20 protein-coding genes are annotated in these 20565 nt (G+C 65.1%); 10 read left to right on the forward strand and 10 right to left on the reverse strand.

Going from position 1 to position 20565, the window contains the following annotated elements:
- Positions 1 to 1251 carry a cell wall hydrolase gene (locus P0Y64_17250; protein WEK43060.1) on the forward strand — a complete coding sequence of 417 codons (1251 nt, stop codon included), beginning with the start codon at positions 1 to 3 and terminating at the stop codon, positions 1249 to 1251.
- A gap of 39 nt (positions 1252 to 1290) precedes the next feature.
- On the opposite strand, the gene P0Y64_17255 is transcribed toward P0Y64_17250, so the two are convergent.
- The 7 genes from P0Y64_17255 to P0Y64_17285 all read right to left on the reverse strand — a co-directional run bounded on the left by P0Y64_17255 (position 1291) and on the right by P0Y64_17285 (position 8854).
- Positions 1291 to 1926, reverse strand: a complete 636-nt coding sequence (locus P0Y64_17255; protein ID WEK43061.1) for a glutathione S-transferase — start codon at positions 1924 to 1926, stop codon at positions 1291 to 1293.
- Complete coding sequence (locus P0Y64_17260) at positions 1923 to 2813, reverse strand: class I SAM-dependent methyltransferase (GenBank protein ID WEK43062.1); 891 nt, start codon at positions 2811 to 2813, stop codon at positions 1923 to 1925. The genes P0Y64_17255 and P0Y64_17260 overlap by 4 nt, the downstream gene beginning before the upstream one ends.
- Before the next feature lie 758 nt (positions 2814 to 3571).
- A complete protein-coding gene (gene recA, locus P0Y64_17265; protein ID WEK43063.1) occupies positions 3572 to 4645 on the reverse strand; it encodes a recombinase RecA in 1074 nt (357 codons plus the stop codon).
- Between the two features lie 114 nt (positions 4646 to 4759).
- The gene (locus P0Y64_17270) at positions 4760 to 5599 is read right to left on the reverse strand and encodes a 4-(cytidine 5'-diphospho)-2-C-methyl-D-erythritol kinase (protein ID WEK43064.1); all 840 of its coding nucleotides are present in this window, start codon (positions 5597 to 5599) and stop codon (positions 4760 to 4762) included.
- The gene (locus P0Y64_17275) at positions 5599 to 6453 is read right to left on the reverse strand and encodes a tetratricopeptide repeat protein (protein WEK45103.1); all 855 of its coding nucleotides are present in this window, start codon (positions 6451 to 6453) and stop codon (positions 5599 to 5601) included. Before P0Y64_17275 ends, P0Y64_17270 begins: the two co-directional genes overlap by 1 nt.
- Positions 6454 to 6624: 171 nt before the next feature.
- Positions 6625 to 7185: a hypothetical protein gene (locus P0Y64_17280; GenBank protein ID WEK43065.1), complete on the reverse strand. Its 561-nt coding sequence runs from the start codon at positions 7183 to 7185 to the stop codon at positions 6625 to 6627.
- A gap of 7 nt (positions 7186 to 7192) precedes the next feature.
- On the reverse strand, positions 7193 to 8854 hold the full coding sequence (locus tag P0Y64_17285) for an electron transfer flavoprotein-ubiquinone oxidoreductase (GenBank protein ID WEK43066.1): 1662 nt from the start codon (positions 8852 to 8854) through the stop codon (positions 7193 to 7195).
- Positions 8855 to 8962: 108 nt separating this feature from the next.
- Here P0Y64_17285 and P0Y64_17290 point away from each other — a divergent pair, with 108 nt between their 5' ends.
- The 4 genes from P0Y64_17290 to moaB all read left to right on the forward strand — a co-directional run bounded on the left by P0Y64_17290 (position 8963) and on the right by moaB (position 12518).
- Complete coding sequence (locus P0Y64_17290) at positions 8963 to 9727, forward strand: uracil-DNA glycosylase family protein (protein ID WEK43067.1); 765 nt, start codon at positions 8963 to 8965, stop codon at positions 9725 to 9727.
- 83 nt (positions 9728 to 9810) lie between these two features.
- Positions 9811 to 11559, forward strand: coding sequence for a lytic transglycosylase domain-containing protein (locus P0Y64_17295; GenBank protein WEK45104.1), 1749 nt, complete (start codon positions 9811 to 9813; stop codon positions 11557 to 11559).
- Positions 11556 to 11939: a DUF1801 domain-containing protein gene (locus P0Y64_17300; GenBank protein WEK45105.1), complete on the forward strand. Its 384-nt coding sequence runs from the start codon at positions 11556 to 11558 to the stop codon at positions 11937 to 11939. Before P0Y64_17295 ends, P0Y64_17300 begins: the two co-directional genes overlap by 4 nt.
- Positions 11940 to 11990: 51 nt before the next feature.
- Entirely contained in the window at positions 11991 to 12518 is a 528-nt protein-coding gene (gene moaB / locus P0Y64_17305; protein WEK43068.1) for a molybdenum cofactor biosynthesis protein B, read from the forward strand.
- Positions 12519 to 12608: 90 nt separating this feature from the next.
- Here moaB and gatB read toward each other — a convergent pair whose 3' ends face one another.
- From gatB to gatC, 3 genes are read right to left on the reverse strand one after another with little or no spacing between them, the layout of a single operon-like run.
- Positions 12609 to 14069, reverse strand: coding sequence for an Asp-tRNA(Asn)/Glu-tRNA(Gln) amidotransferase subunit GatB (gene gatB, locus P0Y64_17310; GenBank protein ID WEK43069.1), 1461 nt, complete (start codon positions 14067 to 14069; stop codon positions 12609 to 12611).
- A 12-nt stretch (positions 14070 to 14081) separates the two neighbouring features.
- The gene (gatA, locus tag P0Y64_17315; protein WEK43070.1) at positions 14082 to 15566 is read right to left on the reverse strand and encodes an Asp-tRNA(Asn)/Glu-tRNA(Gln) amidotransferase subunit GatA; all 1485 of its coding nucleotides are present in this window, start codon (positions 15564 to 15566) and stop codon (positions 14082 to 14084) included.
- On the reverse strand, positions 15566 to 15853 hold the full coding sequence (gene gatC / locus P0Y64_17320; protein ID WEK43071.1) for an Asp-tRNA(Asn)/Glu-tRNA(Gln) amidotransferase subunit GatC: 288 nt from the start codon (positions 15851 to 15853) through the stop codon (positions 15566 to 15568). Before gatC ends, gatA begins: the two co-directional genes overlap by 1 nt.
- 83 nt (positions 15854 to 15936) lie before the next feature.
- On the opposite strand from gatC, the gene P0Y64_17325 reads away from it, so the two are divergent.
- The 5 genes from P0Y64_17325 to P0Y64_17345 all read left to right on the forward strand — a co-directional run bounded on the left by P0Y64_17325 (position 15937) and on the right by P0Y64_17345 (position 20538).
- Positions 15937 to 17031: a DUF3089 domain-containing protein gene (locus P0Y64_17325; protein ID WEK43072.1), complete on the forward strand. Its 1095-nt coding sequence runs from the start codon at positions 15937 to 15939 to the stop codon at positions 17029 to 17031.
- Positions 17028 to 17486: a Holliday junction resolvase RuvX gene (gene ruvX / locus P0Y64_17330; GenBank protein WEK43073.1), complete on the forward strand. Its 459-nt coding sequence runs from the start codon at positions 17028 to 17030 to the stop codon at positions 17484 to 17486. The genes P0Y64_17325 and ruvX overlap by 4 nt, the downstream gene beginning before the upstream one ends.
- Positions 17487 to 17611: 125 nt before the next feature.
- The gene (locus tag P0Y64_17335) at positions 17612 to 18283 is read left to right on the forward strand and encodes a DUF4893 domain-containing protein (GenBank protein WEK43074.1); all 672 of its coding nucleotides are present in this window, start codon (positions 17612 to 17614) and stop codon (positions 18281 to 18283) included.
- 51 nt (positions 18284 to 18334) lie between these two features.
- Complete coding sequence (locus P0Y64_17340; GenBank protein WEK43075.1) at positions 18335 to 19327, forward strand: aspartate carbamoyltransferase catalytic subunit; 993 nt, start codon at positions 18335 to 18337, stop codon at positions 19325 to 19327.
- A complete protein-coding gene (locus P0Y64_17345) occupies positions 19324 to 20538 on the forward strand; it encodes an amidohydrolase family protein (protein WEK43076.1) in 1215 nt (404 codons plus the stop codon). Before P0Y64_17340 ends, P0Y64_17345 begins: the two co-directional genes overlap by 4 nt.
- Positions 20539 to 20565 lie beyond the last annotated feature (27 nt).

A 20565-nucleotide genomic window follows, 5' to 3' on the forward strand; every position in this document is an offset into this window, starting at 1 on the left:
ATGGCCCGTCGCGCACCGCTACTCTACGCGATCCTCGCACTGATCGCGGCGGTCGCGGTCGCGCTGCCGCTGGCGGTGACGCATCTGGCGTCGCCGTCGGTGCGCGCGGGGAAAGCGAAAGCGCCGCGCCGCATCGTCGCCGCGACCGAGCTTCCCGCAGTCGAGCCGGTCGAGCTTCAGGATCTCTCCCCGGACGATGCCCGCGCCTATAACGCGGGCATTCCCTTCGTAGCGGGGCCTAAACCAGCGGCGCGCCCGTTCGGCTTCGTCGGCAGTGCGAACGACCTCGCCCGCGCGACTGATTGCCTCGCGGCGGCCGGCTATTACGAGGCGGGCGACGACAGCGTGGGCGAGCGCGCGGTGGTGCAGGTGGTGCTCAACCGTTTACGCCACCCGGCCTTTCCCAAGACGATCTGCGGCGTCGTCTTTCAGGGGTCGGAGCGCTCCACCGGATGTCAGTTCACCTTCACCTGCGATGGCGCGCTGGCCCGCACTCCGTCGGAAAGCGCATGGCATCGGGCACGACAGGTGGCGACGGCGGCATTGCATGGCGCCGTCTATCGGCCAGTCGGTTACGCCACGCATTACCACACCGATTGGGTGGTGCCTTATTGGAGCGCCAGCCTCGACAAGATCGCCGAGGTGCATACCCATCTGTTCTTCCGCTGGACCGGCTGGTGGGGCACGCCCCCCGCGTTCAATCGCGGTTGGGCGGGTGGCGAGCCGATGATCGCTGGGCTCGCGAGCCTGTCGGAGGCGCACCGCACCGCGCCAGCCGATGATGCAAAAGCGGCGCAGGATGCGGAACATTATGCCGGGCGCATCCCCCCGTCATTGGCGGACGATCCCGATACCTTCCTCGCCCGGTTCGATCCGGTGCAGGCGACGCAATTTCCCGTCATCGCGCGCGCGACCTGCGGTCAGCGAACGAAGTGCAAGGTGATATTCTGGACCGATCCGACGAAGATGGGCTACGTTCTGCCGCTGTCGCCAGAGGAAATGGCAGCGATGTCATTCAGTTACATTCGCGACAAATCCGCCGGGCTCGATCGCACATTGTGGAATTGCAACGAATTCAAGGCGCGCCTGCCGTGCATGAAGCGGCAAATGCTTCACCTTCCGGTCGTCGGCGCCGCCGCCGCCACGGAGATCGCAATTCCTGTGAACGCGCCCAAGGGGCCGCCTGAATTGAGCGGCGTAAGACGCAAGCCACCTCCTCCCGATCCAGCGCCGCTCGCCAATCAGAATTAGGCCGCGGGTATCAGCGCGACGTCAGGCGCAGATACCCCATCACGCATAAGCATAGGGGCCCCCTGCCTCCAGCGCGCGGCGATAGGCCTGGCGAGCGTGGATGCGATCCAGCCACGCGATCGTATGCGGGCGGCTCGCGTCTAGGCCGGCGCGGCTGCGCGCCGCCTCCAGCGGAAAGCTCATCATGATGTCCGCGGCGGTGATTGCGTCGCCCGCGAACCAGGGGCGTGTCGCAAGCGTGCGCTCGACGAAATCGAGATGCACGTCGATCATCGGCTGAAGCCGCTTCGCCACGCGATTGCCGACGAGTGGGATGCGGGTAAGGACCAGCTTCACCAGCAGCGGCGGCATCATCGAGCCCTCCGCATAATGCAGCCAGAAACGATAGGCGAGCGCGCCATCGCGGTTCGCCGGAGCGCCTAGGCGGCCGTCGGCCTTATCGACGAGATATTCGACGATCGCGCCCGTCTCGGCGATCACGCGACCGGGATCGTCGCTATCCTCGATAACCGGCGACTTGCCGAGCGGATGAATGGCGCGCAATTCGCGCGGCGCCAGCATCGTCTGGGGATTCCGCTCATACCGCCGGATTTCATAGGGCAGCCCGATTTCCTCGAGCATCCACAATATCCGCTGCGAACGCGAGTTCTCCAGATGATGAACGATGATCGTCATTGCCCTTCTCCCTTCGTCCGCGCCGTCCAGATCCAGGCCGATGCAGGAAATTCCACCACCCCATCACGCGCCCGTTCGGCAAGGAACGCCGCGAGTCGTTCCTTTATGGTGACACGTTTCGTTGGGTCGACCGTCGCCAGCATCCGAGCCGCCGGGCCGATCCGCTGAAAGAAGTGCAACGCCTGCGCCACATGGTCATCACCTTCGCCCACACGATACGCAAAATCGATTCTTTGCGGCTCGCCCGGAACGAATCCGCCGCGCTCAAGGATCTCCCGAACCAGCAAGGGATCGGCGAAAGCGAATGGGCCGGGCTGGTATTTGGCCCCAGGCCCGTCCTGCGCAAATGTCCCTTCCCAATTGGGAGAGGCTATCGGATCGTCCGAACCGATGACCTTCGCGATGTCGGTCACCCACGGATTGCGGCCAAGTTCCGCAAAACAGGAAAAGACGAGCGACGCACCAGGCCTTAGCACCTCGCCGATACCGCTAAACGCAGCGGGCGGATCGGCGAAGAACATCACGCCATGGCGCGAAAACGCCAGATCGAAACGTTCGCTTTCCCCGATTTCGCTCCCCAGCCGCGAAGCGTCCCCCACGCGGAAAGCGACTTTCGCCCGCTCTTTCCCCCGCGAGCGCGCAACCGCCACCAGTCGCTCCGATAGATCGACGCCGAGGATATTCAGCCCCGGCCGTGTCGCAGCCAGAGCGAGCGTCGTCACCCCCGCGCCGCAGCCGATATCCAGCGCCCGACCTTGCGTAGGAGCGGCGGCTGCGATCGCGGCGTCCAGCGCGCGAGCCAAGGGTGCAAAGCTTAAGTCGGTAAGCCGCCACTCATCCGCCCAGACGTCGCCGACGCGACCCTGCCATTCGAGTGCATCCGTCATCAGCCTCTCCCATTGACGGGCAGATGAACGGCCTGCCGCATTCGCCAAGATATACGCCGAACGGGAAACGGGAATAGCCCATGGGTATGGAGAACAGAAAAGCGGACGCGGCCTGGCGGCAAATCGCGCTCGACCGGGTGCGCCGGACTAACCTGCAACCGCACCAACCCGTCGATAATAGACAGCCGGCTGTCAGCGTCGCGACAAAATGCGGTTCACCTGCCGCGAATGTCGGCCAGCCGCAGGGACGGATCGCTATTCTTTCTCGCGACCTCAAACACCTCGAGCGCAAAGTCCGTGAGCACCGTAGTTCCAGAATACCGCCATTATGCGGGCCTGCGGAACTGAATGTCGATCCGGCGGGCGCTCTCTACAGCGCAGTGACGCAACATTGGCGAAGCCCGGTCTCGTGCCACGCGACGGGTGAAGACATGCCTCACCCTATCGGGCGTAGGCGAGATTGCCGCGATCTTTGGACGACCAGCATCATCACTTACTCGACGTAATATCTCGATATTGGGACTGACCGCCGAGGCGACTCAAACCAGATATACATCGCGGAAAGGTCACAAGCTTGGCGCGGATATCAACACGCCAGCGCCTATATCGGCCCCCGCGCCAGTCATATTACGTGCGATCAATCGTCCGGCAGCCGTTGCCGGAAAAACGAAAGGCCCGCTCCTCGACGGAACGGGCCTCCCCGATTGTTGCGACGGTGATCCCCGCCGCTCAGAAAACAGATGCTTCGGAAAGGAAGGTCAGACGTTATCTTCTTCCGACTGGCCGACCAGCAATTCCTCGCCCAGACCCTCGGTACGCGCGCGGATCGCACGCTCCAGCCGCTCGGCCATCTCCGGATTGTCGCGCAGGAACTGCTTGGAATTCTCACGGCCCTGCCCGATGCGGACGCTGTCGTAGCTGAACCACGAACCCGACTTTTCAACCAAGCCGGCCTTCACACCGAGATCGATGATTTCGCCCATCTTCGACACGCCTTCGCCGAACATGATATCGAATTCGACCTGCTTGAACGGCGGCGCGACCTTGTTCTTGACGACTTTGACGCGGACCTGGTTGCCGGTCGCCTCGTCGCGATCCTTGACCGAGCCGATGCGACGGATATCGAGCCGAACCGAGGCGTAGAATTTCAGCGCGTTGCCGCCGGTAGTGGTCTCCGGCGAGCCATACATCACACCGATCTTCATGCGGATCTGGTTGATGAAGATGACAAGGCAGCGCGAACGACTGATCGTGCCGGTCAGCTTGCGCAGCGCCTGACTCATCAACCGCGCCTGAAGACCGACGTGGCTGTCGCCCATCTCGCCTTCGATTTCTGCACGCGGAACCAGCGCGGCCACCGAGTCGACGACCAGCACGTCGATCGCGTTCGACCGAACCAGCGTGTCGACGATCTCCAGTGCCTGCTCGCCCGTATCGGGCTGCGAAACGATCAACTCATCGATGTTGACGCCCAGCTTCCTGGCATAAACCGGATCCAGCGCGTGTTCCGCGTCGACGAACGCCGCCGTGCCGCCGGTCTTCTGCGCCTCCGCGATGGCGTGGAGCGCAAGCGTCGTCTTGCCCGAGCTTTCCGGCCCGAAAATCTCCACGACGCGTCCACGCGGCAAACCGCCGACGCCGAGTGCAATATCCAGCCCAAGACTGCCGGTGGAAACGGTTTCCACCTTCATCGTCTCACGCTGCCCAAGCTTCATCGCCGAGCCTTTACCAAAGGCCCGGTCGATCTGCGCCAATGCGGCGTCCAGCGCCTTCTGACGGTCTGCGTTCGCGATTGCCATGCCGTTATCGATCACCTTGAGGTTGGCGGCCATTGTGAACCCTCGTCGCTAGACCAAGCGCGTGAACCATTCAACGCGTTGCGACGTTAGTATTCTATTTGTTCTCATCGAACAAGAGGGGAACATAATTTCCTACATCGAGCGCGATCAGACCAGCGACGTTTCCAAAAGCCACCAATCCGGGTGCTGGGAAGCGATCGCTTCGGCGGCGATGCGCGCTGCGTTGGCGGTGTCGAACAACGCGAAGCATGTCGCGCCTGAGCCCGACATACGCACCAGTCCTGCGCCCGGCTGACGCTCCAGCACGTCGAGGACGGTTGCGATCACCGGAGCGACCGCCATCGCCGCGGCCGTCAGATCGTTGCGATCGCGCGACGGATCCCCACCGCCGATCGCGCCGCGATCCTCTCCGTCCCAGCCCGCGAAAACCTGCGCGGTCGAAACGGCGGCCCCCGGATTGATCAGCACAACGGGCTTGCCGGCCATATCGGCAACCGGGCGCAGATCATCGCCCCGGGCATATCCGATCGCGCTACGCCCCATGAGGCAGGCCGGAACGTCAGCACCCAAACGGCCCGCGAGTTCGAACAAACGCGGATCATCCCCCGCGACGTCATGCCGCCGCGCGAGCGCACGCAGAGTGGCCGCCGCATCTGCCGAGCCACCGCCGATGCCGGAGGCGACCGGCAGGTTTTTCTCCAGCACGATCGCGCAACGCTCCGAAACCGCGAACGTCGCGCGAAACAAATCGCGCGCGCGGGTAACGAGATTATCCCCTTCCCCCGCCAGGGCTACCCCGAACGGGCCGAAGATCGCGAAACTATCCGACTGCGCCGGGGTGAATGAGATCACGTCGCCATCGCGGCAAAAGGCGAACAGGGTCTCGATATCGTGATAACCGTCCGGCCGACGCCGACGGACGTGTAGCGCCAGATTGAGCTTTGCCGGTGCGCGTTCGACGATCGTCGCGCCGCCCTCTTCGATCATCACAAGCCGTCGGCGATCTTCGTCGCAAGCCGATCGCGCTCCCCTACTTCGGCGACCACCTGCGCCGCGCGCCAGGCGTAGCGCGCCTCATAGCGCCGGCCGGCGCGCCAATAAGCGTCGCCGAGATGCTCGCCGATTTCCGCATTATCGGGGGAGGCCTGCGCGGCTTGCTCCAGCAGCGGCAACGCGCGCTTCAAATCGCCATTGCGGAAATAGGCCCAGCCAAGCGAATCCACGATCGCGGAATCATCCGGGCGCAGCGCCACCGCGCGCTGCAACATCGCCAGCGCCTTGGGCACGTCGCCATTATGGGTGATATCGCCATAGCCGAGATAGTTGAGCACCGATGGCTCATCCGGTGCGATTGCCTGCGCGCGCAACAGCGCCTCGCGCGCTGCGGGCCAGTCCCCAGCCTGATCGAGCGCGGCGGCATAATGCAGCCACGGCTCCCATTTCGCCGCCGCGGATGGCCGCTCGATCAGCCGGCGATAAACCGGCACCGCGTCCTTCGGATGGCTCGCGGTGAGCAACAGATCCGCCAGCGTCGCCAGCGCGAGATCGGACGCATCCTGTGGCTCGGCGAGCGGCGCGGCGATCTTGATCGCATCCTCATATCGCTCGGCACCGGCGAGAATAGCGATCCGTGCTACGTCGACGGTCGAGCCATAGGGCCCGGCTTTGTCGAGGCCGCTCAACACGTTTAACGCGCGATCTGTACGGTTTAGCCGCCCCAGCGTGCCCGCGAGCAGCAGCCGGGCGCGATCATTGTTGGGCTCCGCCCGCAGCGCGGCGCGGGTGAGCGTGATCGACAGCAGCCCCGCATCGCCCGCCGCAAGATCGTCCGCCAATCGCACGAACAACCGCGCCGCGCCGAACGCTAAGGTCGGCTTCGCCCCCAGCGGCCGATCGCGCAGCGCCGTAACCGGCGCAATATCGCCCGAAAGCAGAGTGTTGGCGCGCTCCCCCCCTGCCCCTTGGCGATCAGCAACTGCGCGGCGGCGATGCGCAGGTCCACGGCGGCCTGATCATTGCCCAATATCGCGCGAAGGCTGGTCAGACCCCTCATCATACTGCCCGCGCGCGATCAGGATCAGCGCGCGCGTCTCGTCGTTCAGTCGGCGTGAGACGGAATCCCGTGGCCGCTGTGCCAGTATCGCCAGCGGATCACCGCCGCGCTCTTGCGCAGCCCAGGCGCGCAGCGGCGTGACGAGTACGGCAAGCTGGCCGCTCGACAACCGTGCGATCGCCGCGTCCGCCGCCTTGAAATCACGCGCATGCGCCGCACTCGCCAGCGAGATCAGCGCCGCGTCGGGGGGCGCCTGGTCAGCGGCCAAAAGCGTCGCGATGGCGCGATCGGTAAGCGCATCGTCGCCAACCGCCAGCGCCTCACGATAAGCTCGAAGCGCGACATCGGCATTGCCCGGCGTATCGGCAAGTGCGGCTGCATAGCGACGCACCGCCTCCGCGCCATCGCCATTGCCGTCATCGGCGCGCGCGGCGAGATAGGCGAGCAGCCCGGTGTTAGCCGGCTGGTTCGCCGCAATCGCCGGCGCGACCGCGACAAAGCTCGCACAGCATGCGAGCAATGCCGCCTTACATATTGGGATAATTCGGGCCACCGCCACCTTCCGGCACCACCCAGGTGATATTCTGGGTTGGATCCTTGATGTCACAGGTTTTGCAATGGACGCAATTCTGCGCGTTGATGACGAAGCGCGGATTGCCTTCCTCCTCACCGACGATTTCATACACGCCCGCCGGGCAATAACGCTGCGCCGGCTCATCGAACATCGGCAGATCGTAATCGACCGGGATCGACGGGTCTTTCAGCGTCAGATGAACGGGCTGATCCTCCTCATGGTTGGTGTTCGACAGGAACACTGAGGAAAGCCGATCGAAGGTCAGCACGCCATCGGGCTTGGGATAGTCGATCTTTCTGACAAGGTCCTTACGCCACAGCGTCTCATTGTCCGGGTGGTGATGCAGCGTGAAGGGCACCTTGATGCCCAGATGCTCCAGCCACATCGTGATGCCGGCCAGACCCGACCCCATGAAATCGCCGAACTTCTTCACCAGCGGCACGACGTTGCGGACGACCGACAGCTCTTTCTTCACCCAGCTTTCGTCGAACGCCGCCGGATAGGCGACCAGCTCGTCGCCCTCGCGCTGCGAGAGGATCGCCTCGACGGCGGCTTCAGCTGCCATCATTCCGGATTTCATCGCGGTATGCGTGCCCTTGATGCGCGGCACGTTGAGGAAGCCCGCGCTGTCGCCGATCAGCGCACCGCCGGGGAACACCAGCTTGGGGATCGACTGCAACCCGCCATCGCTGATCGCACGCGCGCCGTAGCTGACGCGCTTGGCGCCCTTGAGCAGCTTCGCGATTTCCGGGTGGGTTTTCCACCGCTGCATCTCCTGGAACGGCGAGAGATGCGGATTGGTGTAATTGAGCCAGGTGACGAAGCCGATGCTGACCTGACCGCTCGCCTGATGATAAATCCAGCCGCCGCCGTTCGATCCGTCGGTCTCGCTGAGCGGCCAGCCCTGCGTGTGGATCACCCGGCCCGGCTCGTGCAATTCGGGATCGATATCCCACAATTCCTTGACGCCGATGCCATAGACTTGCGGATCGCTGTCCGCATCCAGCGCGAACTGGCGGATGAGTTGCTTCGTCAGATGTCCACGACAACCTTCTGAGAAGAAGGTGTATTTCGCGTGCAGCTCAAGCCCCGGCTGATAGTCGGCTTTATGCGTCCCGTCGCGCGCGACACCCATGTCGCCAGTCGCGACACCCTTCACGCGCCCCTGATCGTCGTAAAGGATCTCGGCCGCCGCGAAGCCTGGAAAAATCTCCACGCCAAGCTCGCCGGCCTTCTCGCCCAGCCAGCGGCACAGATTGCCGAGCGAGCCGGTATAGGTGCCCTCATTGTGCATGAACGACGGCGTGACGAAATGCGGCATGTTCATCTTGCCGCCACGCGTCAGCACCCAGTGCAGGTTTTCCGTCACCGGCACTTCGGCCAGCGGGCAACCATCGTCGCGCCAGTTCGGCAGCAATTCATCGAGGCTGCGCGGATCGATCACCGCGCCCGAAAGAATATGCGCACCGACCTCTGAGCCCTTTTCAAGCACGCACACCGAGATGTCGGCTTCCTTCTCGGCGGCAAGCTGTTTGAGGCGTATCGCCGCGCTGAGGCCAGCAGGCCCCGCGCCGACAATCACCACGTCATAGGGCATCGATTCGCGTTCGCTCATTCTTCTCTCCCGTGCCATTCGCATTCGGGCGCGATCCGGCAACGTCCTGTCCGTCACCGGCTCTCAAGGGAATTGACCCGCGCGTCAACGCCAATCCTTATACGCGCGATGGGGGCAGATCAGATTTTCGATTGGGCAAAGGCTACCGCGAGCACGCTCGAATGGTGGGAAACCGCGGGTGCGGACGTGCTTGTCAGCGATGAAGCGTTCGACTGGCTCGCCGCGCCGGAACCGGAAGCGTCCGCGCGCCCGGCCGACGCGCGCGTGCCAGAGCGCCGCGGGCAGTCGGCGACCCCGGCCGCCGCGCCGCCACGGGCCCTCGTGCTACCGCCGACGCTGGAAGGATTTCTCGCCTGGCGCGCGGGCGCCGATGCGCCGGAAGCCGAGTGGGGCGGCACGCTCATCCCCGCCTCAGGCGCCATGACCGCGGATCTGATGATCCTGATCGACTGCCCCGATCGCGACGACCGGGAGGGGCTGCTGTCCGGCGAGACGGCGCGACTATTCGATCGGATGCTCGCCGCGATCGGGCGCAGCCGCGCGGACGTGCATCTCGCCGCCGTCGCCGCCGCGCGTCCGATCGCCGGCCGTTTGCCCCGCGAACAACAGGACACATTGTTCGAAATTGCCCGCCATCATGTTGCGCTGGTCGCCCCGAAACGGCTCCTAACTCTAGGAAATGCGGCGAGTCGTGCGTTGCTTTCGGTGGACGTCGCCGAAGCCCGTGGGCGTTTGCACCCTGTTGATCATAAGGGTGGCAGGAAGACCGAGGTTGTGGCGAGCTATCACCCGCGTCTGTTGCGCGAGCGTCCTGCCGCCAAGGCCGAGGCCTGGAGGGATTTACAATTGCTGATTGGGGGAATGCAGGCGTGATTGCGAAATTCGTAGCGGCGGCGGGTCTTACCGCACTGTCTGCGGGGATTGCTTATGCCGATCCGCTACCGGCTGGGACGACCATCGCCACCACTGGCGCAACCGCGACTACCGCGCTCAGCGCCAAGCCCGGCGTGCCGACGCAACTCTCCCCCGAGCAGCGCACCGCCTATCGCGCGGTATTCACCGCGATCCGCGAGCAGCGCTGGCAGGATGCGCAGATCGGCCTCACCGCGATGGCGCCCGGCCCGCTCCATTCCTACGCGCTCGCCGAGCTTTATACCGCCAAGGGTTCGCCACGCGTCGAACTCGATCCGCTCGTGAAGCTGGTGACCGACGCGCCCGAACTGCCGCAAGCCGAAGCAGTGGCACGGCTGGCGCGCGCACGCGGCGCGAATGATCTGCCGCCATTGCCTGAGGCACAGCGGCTTATCTGGCAGGATGGCGCGCCCAACCGCATACGCGTCAAGGCCACCCGGAGCGATCAGGTCGCGGCCGATCTCGCACAGAAGATGCAGCCCTATATCAAGGGCGACATGGGGCGCGACGCGGAGACGTTGCTCAATTCCACCAGCGGTCTCTCTCCCGAAGCGCAGACCGAATGGACCGCGCGCGTCGCATGGATCTATTTCCTTCAGGGGCTCGATAGCGATGCCCGCCGGCTGGGCGACATCGGCGCGAACGGCATCGGCGACTGGGCAATACAGGCGCGCTGGACCTCCGCGCTCTCGGCCTGGCGTGCCGACGATTGCGCTGCGGCGACCCGCGGTTTCGAGGGTGTTTCGACCCGCGCGAGCGATACCGATCTGCGCGCCGCCGGGCTTTACTGGGCCGCGCGCGCGGATATGCGCTGCGGTCGCCCGGATCGGGTTGAGGGTCGGCTCAAGAATGCGGCGCAATATGGCGAAGCCTTTTACGGTCAGCTCGCGCGACAGGCGCTGAACATCTCAACGAAGGCGATCCAGCCGCAGCGCGTCACCGCCGACTGGGCGATGCTCGAGCGGCGCCCCAATGTGCGCGTCGCGGCCGCCTTGGTCGAAATCGGCGAAAATGACGCCGCCGATCAGGTGATCCGCCAGCAGGCGCGGATAGGTGCTCCGAATGAGTTCGCCGCCCTGATCCGGCTGACCGAGCAGATGGATCTGCCCGCGAGCGTGGTGTGGCTGGCGCACAATTGCCCGCCGGGCGTCGTCACCACCGCCGAAGCGCGATACCCCACGCCGAACTGGACGCCGGATACCGGCTGGCGCGTCGACAAGGCGCTGGTGTGGGCGCACACGCTGCAGGAATCGGGCTTCCGCAACAAGGTGGTCAGCCCGGCGGGCGCTTACGGTCTGATGCAGATCATGCCGGCGGCCGCCACCGATTACATGCGCGAACGCGGGATGACAGTGGACCGCGCCGCGCTGACCCGGCCATCCACCAACATGGATATCGGCCAGCGCCATCTCGAAAAGCTACGCGACATGGGGGTGACGCAAGGCCTGCTGCCCAAGGTGATTGCCGCCTACAACGCCGGGCCCAAGCCGGTGCAGGACTGGAATGCGATCGTTCAGGACGGCGGCGATCCGCTGCTCTACATCGAAAGCATCCCTTATTGGGAAACGCGCGGTTACGTGACGACCGTGCTACGCAATTACTGGATGTATGAGGCACAGGCCGGCCGCGCGACCTCGAGCAGCCGCTCCGCATTGGCGCAGGGCATGTGGCCGCGCTTTCCCGGCCTTCCGGGCCCGAGCGCAGTGCGCGTCAAGCTGCGCCCGCAGCAGACCGCGATCGCCGTTGATGGTCGCGTCGGCGCCGCCTCGACCACGATCAGCGGCGGCCACTGAACGTGGGCGACGACGCCAAATCGCCGTCCGATCTGATCGACGAGCGCATTCGCAGCCTCGACGACTGGCGCGGCGAAACGCTTGGCCGGATACGCGCGCTGATCCGGCAAGCCCTTCCCGATGTGATCGAGGAATGGAAATGGCGCGGTGTCCCTGTCTGGTATCGCGACGGGATGATCTGCACCGGCGAGAGCTACAAGAGCGCCGTCAAGATGACCTTCGCCAAGGGCGCGGCGCTCCCCGATCCCGCGGGCCTGTTCAATGCCAGCCTGGACGGCAACGTGCGACGCGCGATCGATTTTCACCAGGGCGATGTGATCGATGGCGAGGCGCTGAGGGCGCTCATCCGCGCGGCTGCGGCAGCGAACGTGAAGCGCTGAGCGCCCCATTGGGGATCGCCAAACACCCGCTCCCCGCCTAGCATCGGCGCCATGCCGATCGACGAAAGCCGCCCGTTCATCCCGGTACGCATCGCCGTACTCACCGTTTCCGATACCCGCACGCTGGCCGAGGATCGCTCCGGCGATACGCTGGTCGAACGGCTGACAACCGCCGGGCATGTGCTGGCGGACCGCGCCATCCTGCGCGATGATGCCGACGATCTGGTCGCACAGCTTCACCGCTGGATCGACGACGAGCGGGTCGATTGCGTAATCACCACCGGCGGCACTGGGGTGACAGGCCGTGACGTGACGCCCGAAGCGATCGAGCGCGTCGCGGACAAGATGATCCCCGGTTTCGGCGAATTGTTCCGCTGGCTGAGCTATCGGACGATCGGCACGTCCACCGTGCAATCGCGCGCCTGCGCCTGCGTTGCGCGCGGCACCTATGTCTTCGCGCTGCCCGGTTCGACCGGGGCGGTGAAGGATGGGTGGGATGGCATCCTCCGGGAGCAGCTCGACAGCCGCCACCGCCCTTGCAACTTCGTCGAATTGATGCCGCGCCTCAACGAGCGATAACCGGGCCGCAAAAGCAACGAGCGCGACAGTCAGCCTGACGCGCTCGCCTGATTTTATCGCTCACTATGCCGCGCGCGGCCTGATTTCGTGTCAGGCAGCGAGCGCCTTCTTGAGCAGTTCATTGACCACTTGCGGATTGGCCTTGCCCGCCATCGCCTTCATGGTCTGGCCGACGAAGAAGCCGAACAACGCCTCTTTGCCGCCGCGATATTGCTCGAGCTGATTGGGGTTCTTCGCCAGAACTTCCGCGATGATCGCCTCGATCGCGCCGGTATCCGACGTCTGCTTCAGCCCGCGTTCCTCGACGATCTTGCCCGGCGCGTCGCCGGTTTCGAGCATCACCTCGAACACCTGCTTGGCAAGGCTGCCCGAAAGCGTGCCGTCCGCGACCAGCGCCAGCAACTCCGCCGCCTGCCCCGGGGTGACGGGCGATTCCTCGATACCCTTGCCGATCCGGTTCAAGGCGCCAAACAATTCCCCGGTGACCCAGTTGGACGCAGCGACCGGCGCGGCGCCAGCCTCCAACAGCGCATCGAACCAGCGTGCCGTCTCCACCTCAGCGGTGAGCACATCGGCGTTGTAAGCGGTGATCCCCAGCCCTTCGTAACGTTTGCGCTTCGCGTCCGGCAGTTCGGGCAGCGAGGCGCGACATTCATCGAGGAATGCGTCGTCCAGTTCGAGCGGCAACAAATCAGGATCGGGGAAGTAACGGTAATCGTGCGCATCCTCCTTGGAACGCATCGACCGTGTGGTGCCCGTATCGGGATTGAACAGGCGCGTTTCCTGCACGATCTTGCCGCCCGATTCGAGCACGTCGACCTGCCGGTTCGCCTCATGCTCGATCGCGGCCATCACGAAACGCACGGAATTGACGTTCTTCGTCTCGGTCCGCGTGCCCAGTTCCTCGCCGGGCCGCCGCACGCTGACGTTGACGTCGGCGCGCATCGAGCCTTCTTCCATATTGCCGTCGCACGACCCGACATAACGCAGGATCGCGCGCAGCTTGCGGAGATACGCCCCGGCTTCGGAGGGCGAGGCCATGTCCGGGCGGCTGACGATCTCCATCAGCGCGACGCCGGAACGGTTGAGATCGACATAGGAGCGCGTCGGATGCTGATCGTGCATCAGCTTGCCCGCGTCCTGCTCGACGTGGATGCGCTCCACGCCGATCGCCTTGGTGATCTCACCATCCTCGATCTCGATTGAGCCTTCGCCGACAAGCGGATGATATAGCTGCGAAATCTGATAACCCTGCGGCAGATCGGCGTAGAAATAATTCTTGCGATCGAACCGCGACCATTTGTTGATCTGCGCGTCGATCGCCATTCCGGTGCGCACCGCCTGACGGATGCACTCGCGGTTCGGCACCGGGAGCATGCCCGGCATTGCTGCATCGACGAGGCTGACCTGCGTATTCGGCTCCGCGCCGAACGCGGTGGCGGCGCCGGAAAAGAGCTTGGCCTTGGTGGCGACCTGCGCGTGGACTTCGAGGCCGATCACGACCTCCCAGTCGCCGGTGGCGCCCTTGATGCGATAGGTGGATTCAGTCATCGCTTTCGTTCCTTACCACCACGCCTGCGGCCGGACCGCGAAGCCCGCGCGTTCTTCGATCGCCAGCGCGGCATTGAGCACGCCCTGCTCGTCCAGCGGCTTGCCGATGATCTGCAGGCCTAGCGGCAGACCGGCTGCGTCAAGCCCACCGGGCACGCTCATCGCGGGCAGGCCAGCGAGGCTCGCGGGCACGGTGAATACGTCGTTGAGATACATCGCCAGCGGATCGGCCTGCTTCTCGCCCAGCGCGAAGGCGGCGGACGGCGCGGTCGGCGTCAGCAGCACATCGCACTTTTCCCACGCCGCCTCGAAATCGCGCGCGATCAACGCGCGAACCTTCTGCGCCTGCGTGTAATAAGCGTCATAGAAGCCGGCCGAGAGCACATAGGTGCCGATCAGGATGCGGCGCTTCACCTCGTCGCCGAAACCGGCGGCGCGGGTGGCGGCATACATTTGCTGGAGGTTGGCGCCATCGGGCAGATCACGCTCGCCGTAACGCACGCCGTCATAGCGCGCGAGGTTTGACGAAGCCTCCGCCGGGGCGATGATGTAATAGGCCGGCAGCGCATATTTGGTGTGAGGCAGCGACACCTCGACCACCTCGGCACCCGCGTCCTTCAGCCACTGGATGCCCTGCTGCCACAGGGTTTCGATCTCGGCGGGCATGCCGTCGACGCGATATTCCTTCGGCACGCCGACGCGTTTGCCGGCGAGACTGGCGTCGAGCATCGCTTCCCAATTCGGCACAGCCAGATCCAACGAAGTTGCGTCCTTCGCATCGAAGCCCGCCATCGCCTCCAGCATGATCGCACAATCGCGAACGTCGCGCGCCATCGGCCCCGCCTGATCCAGCGAGGAAGCGAAAGCGATCGTCCCCCAGCGCGAGCAACGGCCATAGGTCGGCTTGATGCCCGAAATGCCGGTGAAAGCAGCCGGCTGGCGGATCGAGCCGCCGGTATCCGTGCCCGTCGCGCCCGGCGCGATCCGCGCGGCAACGGCAGCGGAGGAGCCGCCCGACGAACCGCCCGGCGCAAGCGCGGCGTTGCCGCCGTCGTTGCGCCGCCACGGCGATATCACATTGCCGAACGCGCTCGTCTCATTGGACGAGCCCATCGCGAACTGATCCATGTTGAGCTTGCCGAGCATCCCGGCGCCCGCATCCCACAGGTTCTGCGAGACGGTGGATTCATATTGAGGCGTGAAACCTTCGAGGATGTGGCTCGCGGCCGTGCTCGTCACACCCTTGGTGCAGAACAGATCCTTCATGCCGATCGGCACGCCGGCAAGGGGCTTCAGCGTCTCACCGGCGGCGCGCGCGGCATCGGCGGCATCGGCGGCGGCGAGCGCGTGATCGGGGGTCTCGACGAGGAAGGCGTTGAGCGCTTTCGCGTTGCTGACGGCCGCGTTGAAGGCTTCCGCCACTTCGCGCGCGGAGAAAGTGCCCGCGCGCACGCCGTCGCGAATCTCGCGGATGCCGAGGTCGGTAAGGTCGGACACTATTCGATCACCTTCGGAACCGTGAAAAAGCCGTGTTCGGCCGCTGGCGCGTTGGCCAGCACCGCATCGCGGATGCCGCCGTCGGTGACGACATCGTCGCGCAGGCGCAGATGGTTGGGGATCACCGCCGTCATCGGCTCGATCCCTTGCGTATCAACCTCCCCGAGCTGTTCGATCCAGCCGAGGATATTGTTGAGTTCGGGCACGAGCCGCTCGGCGGCGGCATCGTCGATCGCGATGCGCGCAAGGCTCGCGACCTTCTTTACTGTGGCAGTGTCGATTGACATGACCGCGCCGCTACCATTGTGGGTCGCGGGAAAGCAATGCCCGGCATTGCACACACCGGCTCGCTGAGGCAGTCACACGCGCAATGGCTCGCAAATTTCTCTACATCGTCGCCTTCCTGACCGCGCTGGTGATCGTCGCCGCGATCGTGTTTCGCATCTGGGGCAATGAGCTGATCCGCTGGCGCTTCGTCCCCGGCACAGCATTCGAGGCGCGCGCATCGCTGCCGGTCAACGCTTACGATATCCCGCAGATGTGGTTCGCGCGGCCCGGCGTGGAGAAAAGCGCCGCCTCATGGGTGCCGGCCGGCTATCACCCAAAGCCGGGCGGTGCGGCGATCTTCTTCATCCACCCGACCTCTTATCTTGAGCGGGATCATTGGAACGCGTCGCTCGACGACAAGGAGGCCAACGATCGCACCGGATTGTTCCTGCGGGGGCAGGCCAGCGCGTTCAACGGTGCGGGGGATATCTGGGCGCCGCGTTATCGGCAGGCGACGTTTGGCTCGTTCCTGACCACCGCGCCCGATGCCGGCCATGCGCTCGACGTCGCCTATCGTGACGTGACGCAGGCATTCGACGTATTCCTGCGCGGGATCGGTCCCGATCGCCCGATCGTCCTCGCCGGGCACAGTCAAGGCGCGCTGCATCTGATGCGGCTGCTCAAGGATCGCGTCGCGGGCAAGCCGCTCGCGAAGCGCATCGCCGCCGCCTATATCGTCGGCTGGCCGATCAGCCGCACCGCGGACTTGCCGGCGCTCGGGTTGCCGGAATGCACCACCCCCGATCAGAGCGGTTGCATCCTTTCATGGGAAAGCTTCGCCGAACCGGCCGACCCGACACTGATCCTCGGCACGTTCGACGGCACCACCGGGCTGACCGGGCAACCGCGTCGCGGCACGCGGATCGTCTGCACCAATCCGCTGACCGGAACCGCCGACGCCGCCGCACCGGCGAGCGCCAACCGCGGCACCCTGCTCCCGGCCGCCGACATGTCCGGCGCGACGCTCGAGCGCGGCCAGATCGGCGCGCGCTGCGCAGGGCGCGGCTTCCTGCTGATCGGCGAGGCTCCGCAGCTTGGGCCCTATGTGCTGCCGGGCAACAATTACCACGTCTACGACTATACGTTATTCTGGGCGAACGTCCGTGCGGACGTCGAGCGGCGGCTGGCTGCGCGATGATCACCACCGTCGCCACAGAATTCCGCGAGGCGCTGCCGCTCGCCGGACGCCTGATCGGTCTGGATGTGGGCACGAAGACGATCGGCACCGCGCTGTGCGACGCGCAATGGACTTTCGCCAGCCCGGCCCTCCTGATCCGCCGCGCCAAATTCACCAAGGATAAGGAAGCGTTGCGCGCGCTGATCGCCGAACAGTCGGTGACCGGCATCGTCGTCGGCCTGCCGCTCAATCTTGACGGAAGCGAGAGCCCGCGCAGCCAGTCCACCCGCGCTTTTGCGCGCAACATCGCCGATCTCGGGCCAGTGCTGCTGTGGGATGAACGCTGGTCGACACAGGCGGTGACGCGCACGCTGATCGAGCAGGACGCAAGCCGCGCCAAGCGCGCCGAACTGGTCGACAAGATGGCCGCCGCCTATATCCTGCAAGGAGCGATCGACGCGCTTGTCCGCGTCTGACCTGTTCGTCACGATCTGCGTTCGCGGGAAGCCGATTGTGCCGAAATGAACCAAATTGCCTGATTGAGCGTTGTCCGGGCTCAGTTATGCAATCCAAGTACATGCTTTTTCAGTCAGAGATTCAAATGGTTCGCCGATGGCTGGCGACCGGATTGGCAGGCGTCGCGCTCGTCGGCTGCAGTATGCAGCATGCCGCGACACGGCCCCATGCAACGGTGGAGACGGCCACGCCGCAGCCAGAATGGATGCAGATCGCCACCCCGGCCGGGCTTCGTTCACTCGATACGCTCGACGCCCGCTTTGCCCGCGCGATCAATTCACTTTCCCGCGCCAGCACGGCCAAGGCAGTCGCAGAGGGCGCGTTGCTCGATCCGCAAGCAGCGCAACTGGCGCCGCAACTGTCCCCCGGTCCCTATCATTGCCGATTGATCCGACTTGGCGGCGCACGTGGCGTGCAATCCTTCGCGCCCGACGTCTGCTATATTCTTGCGGATAAGGACGGCGTGGCCTTTTCCAAATCCACCGGCGAAAACCGACCGGAAGGATATCTCTATCTCGATGGCGACAAGCGCATGGTGCTGCTCGGCACATATCGTCGCGTGGGGGAGAAAGCGCGGTATCGCTATGGTCAGGATAGCTCGCGCGATCTGGTCGGGCTGGTCGAGCGCGTCTCGGCCTTCCGCTGGCGGGTGATCCTCGATCGTGCGGCCGGCGGTGGCGCATCGCTTGATGTGTATGAAATGGTGCCCGTTCCGCCTGAGGTGAAGGGCGCGAAGCCGATGGTGCCCGCGACCTGACGATAAACACCGTTGCGCCGGGATGCAGCCGTCACTATCCGCTCAACTTCGATGCCTGAACTGTCGGACCACCGCCCCGCCACCCTGATCCCGGGCGGCGCTGTTTTCCCTCATCGCCACCTGACCGGGATTGAGGGCCTCCAGCCGCATGAGATCATGTTTCTGCTCGACGAAGCGGAACGCTGGATTGCCCCGAACGCGGAACATGCGTCGCCCGATCGACGACTGGCGGGGCTGACGCAGATCAACGCCTTTTTCGAAAATTCGACGCGGACATTGCTGTCGTTCGAGATCGCGGGAAAGCGGCTTGGCGCCGATGTCGTCAACATGCACGCCGCGCAATCCAGCGTGAAGAAGGGCGAAACGCTCATCGACACGGCGATGACGCTCAATGCGATGCGCGCCGATGTGATCGTCATTCGTCACATGTCTTCCGGCGCGGTGCGGCTGATCGCGGACAAGGTGGATTGCCCGGTGCTCAATGCCGGCGACGGACGGCACGAGCATCCGACGCAGGCGCTGCTCGACGCGCTGACGATCCGGCGGCGGCGCGGGAGCATCGCGCACCAGCGCGTCGTAATCTGCGGCGATCTGTTGCACAGCCGGGTCGCGCGCTCGAACATTCTGGCGCTGACTGCGCTCGCCGCCGAGGTGCGGGTTTGCGCCCCAACGACGCTGATGCCGCCCGCGATCGAGCGGATGGGCGTTACGGCATTTACCGATTTCGATGCGGCGCTGGAAGGAGCGGACGTGGTGATGATGCTCCGCCTTCAGACCGAGCGGATGTCGGGCGGCTATGTCCCCTCCCCGCGCGAATATCATATGCGATACGGCCTGACGCTGGAGCGGCTCGCGCGTGCGAAATCCGATGCGCTGGTGATGCACCCGGGCCCGATGAACCGCGGTGTCGAGATCGACTCGAACGTGGCCGACCATGTCGAGCGATCGGCGATCACCGAACAGGTGGCGATGGGCGTGGCTGTCCGCATGGCATGTCTGGATGTGCTCACCCGACGCGCGCGCGGTGTGGAGGGCTGGGCATGACCCCCGCGCTCCATTTCCGCAACGCCCGCATCGTCTGCCCCGACGGCGGCGAACGCACCGGCGATTTGTCCATCACAGACGGCGTGATTGCTGATGCGCCTGCCGACGGCGCGACGGTGATCGATTGCGGCGGCCTGATCCTCGCCCCCGGTATCGTCGACCTGGGCGTCGCGACGATCGACCGCGCCGCCTTCCGCGCTGGCGGGATCACCCGCGTCGGGCTGATGCCCGATCAGTCGCCGGTGCTGGACGAGCCCGGGATTATCCAACGCTCTGCGTTGATCGGCAAACCGGATCTATGGATCCATCCGATCGCTGCGGCGACACGCGGGCTCGCGGGCACCGAATTGGCGGAAATGGCAATCTGCCAATCCGCCGGTGCGTGCGCGATCGGCACCGGACGGCGCTGGATCGCGGATTCGGGCGTGATGCGGCGTGTGCTGGATTATGCCCGCGATCTCGGGCTCACGCTCATCACTCACGCCGAAGATGCCGGGCTGACCGGCGAAGCCGTGGCGACAACTGGCGAAACCGCGACACGGCTCGGCCTGCCCGCCGCGCCGGCTGTGGCAGAGGCACTTGCGATCACGCGCGACCTGATGCTCGCCGAGGATGCCGACGCCGCGATCCATATCCGTCAGGTAACGACAGCGGCCGGCTTCGATCTGGTGCGGGCAGCAAAGCGTCGTGGGGTGAAGGTAACGTGCGGCATCACGCCGACGCACCTGATGCTGTCCGATAATGCGATGAGCGATTTCCGAACCTTCGCCCACCTCTCCCCGCCGTTGCGCGCGGAGGATGATCGCCGCGCGGCGCTGATCGCGCTGGCGGACGGGACGATCGACGTGCTGTGTTCAGGTCACGATCCACGCGGACCCGAGGAAAAACGCCTGCCTTACGCGGACGCCAGCCCCGGCGCTTCCGGCGCGGAGACCTTGCTCGCGCTCGCGCTCGGCATAGCACGGGATGAGGAAATCGCGCTCGATCGCCTATTCGCGCTGCTCGCACGCAATCCCGCGCGCGTGCTCGGCACCGAGGCCGGCACGCTCAATCCAGGGGCACCGGGCGATGTCGTACTGATCGACGATCAGGCGCCGTGGCTGATCGATGCGGAGCACATGGTCGGCAAAGCAGGCAACACGCCATTCGACGGGCTGCCCGTACAGGGCCGCGTCCGCCGCGTATTCAAGGGCGGCAACGAGATCGGCTGATTATCCGCCCGGCCCGCGAGCCGGGCA

This window comes from Candidatus Sphingomonas colombiensis, assembly GCA_029202845.1.
Taxonomy (GTDB): domain Bacteria; phylum Pseudomonadota; class Alphaproteobacteria; order Sphingomonadales; family Sphingomonadaceae; genus Sphingomonas; species Sphingomonas colombiensis.

What these genes read in the sequence shown, in the direction of transcription:
- P0Y64_17290 (WEK43067.1), top strand. Translation starts at nt 8,963, where the DNA reads ATGGGGGCAGATCAGATTTTCGATTGGGCAAAGGCTACCGCGAGCACG.
- gatC (WEK43071.1), bottom strand. Translation starts at nt 15,853, where the DNA reads ATGTCAATCGACACTGCCACAGTAAAGAAGGTCGCGAGCCTTGCGCGC.
- moaB (WEK43068.1), top strand. Translation starts at nt 11,991, where the DNA reads ATGCCGATCGACGAAAGCCGCCCGTTCATCCCGGTACGCATCGCCGTA.
- P0Y64_17250 (WEK43060.1), top strand. Translation starts at nt 1, where the DNA reads ATGGCCCGTCGCGCACCGCTACTCTACGCGATCCTCGCACTGATCGCG.
- P0Y64_17340 (WEK43075.1), top strand. Translation starts at nt 18,335, where the DNA reads ATGCCTGAACTGTCGGACCACCGCCCCGCCACCCTGATCCCGGGCGGC.
- P0Y64_17325 (WEK43072.1), top strand. Translation starts at nt 15,937, where the DNA reads ATGGCTCGCAAATTTCTCTACATCGTCGCCTTCCTGACCGCGCTGGTG.
- ruvX (WEK43073.1), top strand. Translation starts at nt 17,028, where the DNA reads ATGATCACCACCGTCGCCACAGAATTCCGCGAGGCGCTGCCGCTCGCC.
- P0Y64_17345 (WEK43076.1), top strand. Translation starts at nt 19,324, where the DNA reads ATGACCCCCGCGCTCCATTTCCGCAACGCCCGCATCGTCTGCCCCGAC.
- gatB (WEK43069.1), bottom strand. Translation starts at nt 14,069, where the DNA reads ATGACTGAATCCACCTATCGCATCAAGGGCGCCACCGGCGACTGGGAG.
- recA (WEK43063.1), bottom strand. Translation starts at nt 4,645, where the DNA reads ATGGCCGCCAACCTCAAGGTGATCGATAACGGCATGGCAATCGCGAAC.
- P0Y64_17335 (WEK43074.1), top strand. Translation starts at nt 17,612, where the DNA reads ATGGTTCGCCGATGGCTGGCGACCGGATTGGCAGGCGTCGCGCTCGTC.
- P0Y64_17255 (WEK43061.1), bottom strand. Translation starts at nt 1,926, where the DNA reads ATGACGATCATCGTTCATCATCTGGAGAACTCGCGTTCGCAGCGGATA.
- P0Y64_17260 (WEK43062.1), bottom strand. Translation starts at nt 2,813, where the DNA reads ATGACGGATGCACTCGAATGGCAGGGTCGCGTCGGCGACGTCTGGGCG.
- P0Y64_17270 (WEK43064.1), bottom strand. Translation starts at nt 5,599, where the DNA reads ATGATCGAAGAGGGCGGCGCGACGATCGTCGAACGCGCACCGGCAAAG.
- P0Y64_17285 (WEK43066.1), bottom strand. Translation starts at nt 8,854, where the DNA reads ATGAGCGAACGCGAATCGATGCCCTATGACGTGGTGATTGTCGGCGCG.